The 6,037-nt window shown below is 68.3% G+C and carries 5 protein-coding genes; 4 read left to right on the top strand and 1 reads right to left on the bottom strand.

The genetic code is table 11. The features are described 5' to 3' along the window. Window positions 1-459: 459 nt before the first annotated feature. Window positions 460-999 (bottom strand): DUF6676 family protein, encoded by a 540-nt coding sequence (locus tag G6021_RS00615; RefSeq protein ID WP_187700278.1) that lies wholly within the window; start codon window positions 997-999, stop codon window positions 460-462. Between the two features lie 242 nt (window positions 1,000-1,241). On the opposite strand from G6021_RS00615, the gene acnA reads away from it, so the two are divergent. From acnA to G6021_RS00595, 4 genes are all read left to right on the top strand, one after another. Then, entirely contained in the window at window positions 1,242-4,055 is a 2,814-nt protein-coding gene (gene acnA, locus G6021_RS00610; RefSeq protein ID WP_179525300.1) for an aconitate hydratase AcnA, read from the top strand. 91 nt (window positions 4,056-4,146) lie between these two features. Continuing rightward, on the top strand, window positions 4,147-4,716 hold the full coding sequence (locus G6021_RS00605) for a TetR/AcrR family transcriptional regulator (protein WP_179525301.1): 570 nt from the start codon (window positions 4,147-4,149) through the stop codon (window positions 4,714-4,716). Between the two features lie 27 nt (window positions 4,717-4,743). Then, complete coding sequence (locus tag G6021_RS00600; protein ID WP_182640462.1) at window positions 4,744-5,586, top strand: aldo/keto reductase; 843 nt, start codon at window positions 4,744-4,746, stop codon at window positions 5,584-5,586. 125 nt (window positions 5,587-5,711) lie between these two features. Next, on the top strand, window positions 5,712-6,037 hold a 326-nt coding region (locus tag G6021_RS00595; protein WP_182640461.1), incomplete at its 3' end, for an MFS transporter.

The raw sequence follows: 6,037 nt of genomic DNA, 5'->3' as shown, positions 1-6,037 counted from the left end.
CCCGGGCGAGGCCGCCGGGACCTCCTGCGCCGCGACCACCGGTGCGTGGACCACGCCCGAGGCGGTGCCCAGGACGAGCGCCGCCGCGAGTAGGGCGTGTCCGGGCCTGCGCACCGGACCCCGACGTCTCCGCGCTCCCGGAGCGCGGCTTGAAGAATGGTCAGGCTTCACGTTTCACCTTCCGATAACCGCACGAGGATGCGGCTGACCGCGCGACCCGCACGGCGGGACGCGTCACCGAGGAGGGTGAGGTTCGGGTGATGCCTTCCCCTGCGCCACTAGAGCCTCATACCAACTCGGCAGAACCGATGGTTCCTCTAGCACCGTAGGTCACAGAAGTCCCGTCCGGAACATTGGACGGCAAAATACACTGCTGTAACTCGAATAACGCGAGAAAAGCAGGCGTGTCGGGTGATGGCCGTGGAGAGCGTCCGGCAGCGCAATCGCCGCCGGAGATCGTCAGCGCAGGCGCCGCCGGAGGGCGACGACGAAGGCGACCGCCACGACGATCGCCAGCACGAGCACGACCGCCGAGAACGCGCCCCAGGGCGGGGCGGGGGCGGTGACCTTGTGCGCGAAGACGGAGGCGGAGGCCACCGGGTCGAACTCCTCCCAGGCGTCGTCCTGGCCGGCCTCGAGCTTGTGGCGGGGGATGGTGTCGCTGGAACTGCCGACGAAGACCGGGGTCCGGACCAGGATCGTCCCCTCGTACTCCTCGTTCAGCAGGGCGGCGAGGTCGCGGGCGTCCGTGTAGACGGCGGCCGGGGCCTCGGTGTAGACCACCTTGAGATCGAGCCCGCGGTCCCCCGCCTCGGTGACGACGGTCCGCAGTCCCTCGACGAACGGCTCCGGGGCGGAGACCCCGTCGTCGGCCAGGTCCCGGGACACGGCCTCGAAGTCGAGCCACTGCGGGACCTCGCCCTCCTGCAAGGACATCACCGGCTCGGCCTCGTAGGCGAGCGTGGTCACGGAATCGTCGGAGTTGTCCACGGCCGACATGGTGCCATCTCGTCGTCGTCGAACCGAATACGCGCGCCGGACGGCGCGATACCCGCTCCGCGCCCCCCACCTTCGGGCGTGCCGGAACCTATACAGAACGAGCGTACTGGTAAATTGGTGACCGCAACCGGGCGCGAGGGTCCACAATGGGTCCTGTGTCCGCCCCCGGCGTTGCCGCCCGAGACACGCGGCGACACCGGGAGGGATGACGAATCGACATTCACACCACGAGTGGAGCTGACGTGACAGCAAGCATTGACAGCTTTGGCGCCAAGGGGACCCTAGAGGTCGGCGGCCAAGCCTATGAGATCTACCGCCTCTCGGCGGTCGAGGGAGCCGCCAAGCTCCCTTATTCCCTCAAGGTCCTCACCGAGAACCTGCTGCGCACGGAGGACGGCAAGAACGTCACCAAGGCGCACATCGAGGCCCTGGCCGGTTGGGACCCCTCCGCCGAGCCCGACACCGAGATCCAGTTCACGCCCGCCCGCGTGATCATGCAGGACTTCACCGGTGTCCCCTGCATCGTCGACCTCGCCACCATGCGTGAGGCCGTCAAGACCCTCGGTGGCGACCCCGACAAGGTCAACCCCCTCGCGCCGGCCGAGATGGTCATCGACCACTCCGTGATCATCGAGTCCTTCGGTGGTCGCGACTCCTTCGACAAGAACGTCGAGATCGAGTACCAGCGCAACGAGGAGCGCTATCAGTTCCTCCGCTGGGGTCAGGGCGCCTTCGACGACTTCAAGGTCGTCCCCCCGGGTACCGGCATCGTGCACCAGGTCAACATCGAGTACCTGGCGCGCTCCGTGATGGTCCGGAACGGGCAGGCCTACCCCGACACCTGCGTGGGCACCGACTCGCACACCACCATGGAGAACGGTCTCGGCGTCCTGGGATGGGGCGTCGGCGGTATCGAGGCCGAGGCCGCCATGCTCGGCCAGCCCATCTCCATGCTCATCCCCCGCGTCGTGGGCTTCAAGCTCACCGGGTCGATCAAGCCGGGCGTCACCGCCACGGACGTCGTCCTGACGATCACCGAGATGCTGCGCAAGCACGGCGTCGTGGGCAAGTTCGTGGAGTTCTACGGTGCCGGCGTCGCGGCTGTGCCCCTGGCCAACCGCGCCACGATCGGCAACATGAGCCCGGAGTTCGGCTCCACCTGCGCCATGTTCCCGATCGACGGCGAGACCATCGACTACCTGCGCCTGACGGGTCGCGACGAGGAGCAGCTCGCCCTGGTCGAGGCTTACGCCAAGGAGCAGGGCATGTGGCTCCACGCCGACGCGGAGGAGCCCGTCTTCTCCGAATACCTGGAGCTCGACCTGGGCGACGTCGTCCCGTCGATCGCCGGACCCAAGCGTCCGCAGGACCGCATCGAGCTGGCCGACGCCAAGAGCGCGTTCCGCAAGGACATCCACAACTACGTGGACGCCGGCGTCAACCCCCTCGGTGACACCGAGAAGGGCCGGATGCAGTCCGAGGGCGGTGCCCCGTCCGACAACACCGGGACCGCGACCCTCTCGCACGCCGAGGAGGGCTCGGTCCGGGCCGACGCCTCCGACGGCTCCGAGGGACGTCCCTCCAAGCCCGTCGAGGTGTCCGTGGACGGCACCGAGATGGTCCTGGACCACGGCATCGTCTCCATCGCCTCGATCACGTCCTGCACCAACACGTCCAACCCGTCGGTGATGATCGGCGCCGGGCTCCTCGCGCGCAAGGCGCACGAGAAGGGCCTCAAGGCCAAGCCGTGGGTCAAGACGTCGATGGCGCCGGGTTCGCAGGTCGTCACCGAGTACTACGAGCGGGCCGGACTCTGGCCGGACCTGGAGGCCCTCGGCTTCTACCTCGTGGGCTACGGCTGCACCACCTGCATCGGCAACTCCGGACCGCTGCCGGAGGAGATCTCCAACGCGATCCAGGAGCACGACCTGACCGCCACCGCGGTGCTGTCCGGTAACCGCAACTTCGAGGGCCGGATCAACCAGGACGTCAAGATGAACTACCTGGCGTCCCCGCCGCTGGTCATCGCGTACTCCATCGCCGGGACCATGGACTTCGACTTCGAGGCCGACTCCCTGGGCAAGGACACCGACGGCAACGACGTCTACCTCAAGGACATCTGGCCCTCCACCGAGGAGATCGAGGAGACCATCAAGGCCTCGATCTCCTCCAAGGAGTACACGTCCAAGTACGCCGACGTCTTCGCCGGCGATGACCGCTGGCGTGGGCTCAGCACCCCGGACGGCAAGACGTTCGAGTGGGACGCCAAGTCGACCTACGTGCGCAAGCCCCCGTACTTCGACGGGATGCAGATGGAGCTGACCCCGGTCGAGGACGTCAAGGGCGCCCGCGTCCTGGCCAAGCTCGGCGACTCGGTCACGACCGACCACATCTCGCCCGCGTCGACGATCAAGCCGGGCACCCCGGCCGCGCAGTACCTCGACGAGAACGGTGTGTCCCGTCAGGACTACAACTCGTTCGGGTCGCGCCGCGGCAACCACGAGGTCATGATCCGGGGCACGTTCGCCAACATCCGCCTCCAGAACCAACTGCTGGACGGTGTGACGGGCGGCTACACGCGCGACTTCACGCAGGAGGGCGCCCCGCAGGCGTTCATCTACGACGCCGCGCAGAACTACGCCGCGCAGGGCACGCCGCTCGTGGTGCTCGGTGGCAAGGAGTACGGCACCGGGTCCTCCCGCGACTGGGCGGCCAAGGGCACCAGCCTGCTCGGCGTCAAGGCCGTCATCACCGAGTCGTTCGAGCGCATCCACCGCTCGAACCTCATCGGCATGGGTGTCATGCCGCTGCAGTTCCCCGAGGGCGAGTCGCACGAGACCCTCGGCCTGGACGGCACGGAGACGTTCGACATCACCGGGATCGAGGAGCTGAACAACGGCACCACGCCCAAGACGGTCAAGGTCACCGCCACCAAGGAGGACGGCCAGGTGGTCGAGTTCGACGCCAAGGTGCGCATCGACACCCCCGGCGAGGCGGAGTACTACCGCAACGGCGGCATCCTGCAGTACGTGCTGCGCAACATGATCAAGGGCTGATCACCTCCACCCCGACGGCGGTGCGCGGTAACTCCTGGTGAGACAGGGGGAACCGCGTACCGCCGTGGTGTATCCGTAGGAAGGTTGTGAGATGCCCAGGGTCAGTCAGGACCACATGGACGCCCGGCGTCGGGAGATCCTGTCGGGGGCGCGCGAGTGCTTTGCCGAGTTCGGGTTCGAGGGCGCCACGGTCCGACGTCTGGAGGAGACCACCGGTCTCAGCCGCGGTGCGATCTTCCACCACTTCGACGACAAGGACGCCCTGTTCCTCGCGTTGGCGCACGACGACGCCGCGGCGATGGCGGCCACGGTGGCCGAGCAGGGTCTGGTCCAGGTGATGCGGGAGATCCTGGCCGACCCCCACGAGTTCTCGTGGCTCGGGACCCGACTGGAGATCGCGCGACGGATCCGCACCGATCCGGCCTTCCGGGAGCGGTGGACCGACCGGCAGGCGGAGCTCGACGAGGCCATCCTCGCCCGCCTGCGGGAGCAGAAGGACTCCGGGAGGATGCGGACGGACGTCCCCGATGACGTGCTGCGCGTCTACCTCGACATCGTGCTCGACGGACTCATCACCCACCTCGCGACAGGGCGCGGCACGGCCCACGTGAGCGCGATGCTCGACCTGGTGGAGGCCTCGCTGCGTACCGGTCGCGAGTGATCCCGGGACGGGCGTACGGTGGGGCGCATGACCGATTCGACACCGCAGATCCCGCTGATCGACCTGGGCGACGGCCGTGCGATCCCCCAGCTCGGGTTTGGTACCTACCAGGTCCCGCCCGCCGACACCGAGCAGGTCGTCACCGAGGCTATCGAGGCCGGGTACCGCCACCTCGACACCGCGCAGATGTACGGCAACGAGGACGGGGTGGGTCGCGCGATCGCGGCCTCGGGGATCCCGCGTGACGAGCTGTGGCTCACCACCAAGCTCAACAACTCCTTCCACGAGCCCGCCGCCGCCCGCGACTCCGCCGAACGCTCACTCGAGGCCCTCGGCGGCCGGATCGACCTGTTCCTGGTGCACTGGCCGCTGGCGATGCACGGCGACGTCGCCCGCGTCTGGGAGGCCATGGAGGGCATCCGCGCCGACTTCGCGGTGGACTCGATCGGGGTCTCCAACTTCACCCCGGCCAACCTCGCGCGACTGTCCGAGGCGGGCCTCAGCACTCCCTCCGTCAACCAGATCGAGTCGAACCCCTACTTCGTCAACGACGAGGTCCGCGCGGCGTGCGCGGACCGCGGGATCGCAGTGGAGGCGTGGAGCCCGCTCGCGCAGGGCGCGGTCTTCGGCGACCCGCAGCTCACCGCCTTGGCGGAGCAGGTCGACCGCTCGGTCTCCCAGGTCGTGCTTCGCTGGGTGCTCCAGCGCGGGGACATCGTCTTTCCCAAGTCCTCGAGCCCCGAGCGGATGCGTCAGAACCTCGACGTGTTCGACTTCGAGCTGAACGACGAGCAGATGGCCTCGATATCGGCCCTGCACAACGGCACTCGCTCCGGCCCGGATCCGGACACCTTCGACTGGCGAGGCTGAGGCGGGTCCCGGCACACTCCTCATTCCCCATCGCGAAGGCCGTTCCGCACACGTTTCGTGAGAGCCAGGTGCGCGGAACGCTCTTTTCAACGGTGAACGCGCTCGCCTCGCCCTAGAGTCTGTCCATGACCACCACACGGGCGCACGGCGAGGCCGCGCGTGACGACGGCCGGTCCGCCGGGCGTCCCTCGGGCCGGATGCTCGCCTCGTACGCCGCCGGCAGCGTGGGCACGGGCGCGTTCAGCACACTGCCCGGGCTGGTACTGGCCTACTACCTCACCGACTCGATCGGCGTCGCCGCCGCGGTGGCGACGGTGCTGGTGCTGGTCCCCAAGGTGATCGACGTGCTGGCCTACCCGCTCATCGGGGCGATCTCCGACCGCGCCTCGCACCGCACCGGATACCGGACGGGTCTCATGCTGTTCGGGGCGCTCGCGCTGCCCCTGCTCTT

This window comes from Dietzia sp. CW19 (genome assembly GCF_014145265.1).
In the GTDB taxonomy this organism is placed as follows: Bacteria; Actinomycetota; Actinomycetes; order Mycobacteriales; family Mycobacteriaceae; genus Dietzia; species Dietzia natronolimnaea.
This window is presented reverse-complemented; position numbering and strand designations above follow the sequence as displayed.

Excerpts from the sequence above, each read along its gene's own strand:
- G6021_RS00615 (WP_187700278.1), bottom strand. The coding sequence starts at position 999 with ATGTCGGCCGTGGACAACTCCGACGATTCCGTGACCACGCTCGCCTAC.
- G6021_RS00600 (WP_182640462.1), top strand. The coding sequence starts at position 4,744 with ATGACCGATTCGACACCGCAGATCCCGCTGATCGACCTGGGCGACGGC.
- G6021_RS00605 (WP_179525301.1), top strand. The coding sequence starts at position 4,147 with ATGCCCAGGGTCAGTCAGGACCACATGGACGCCCGGCGTCGGGAGATC.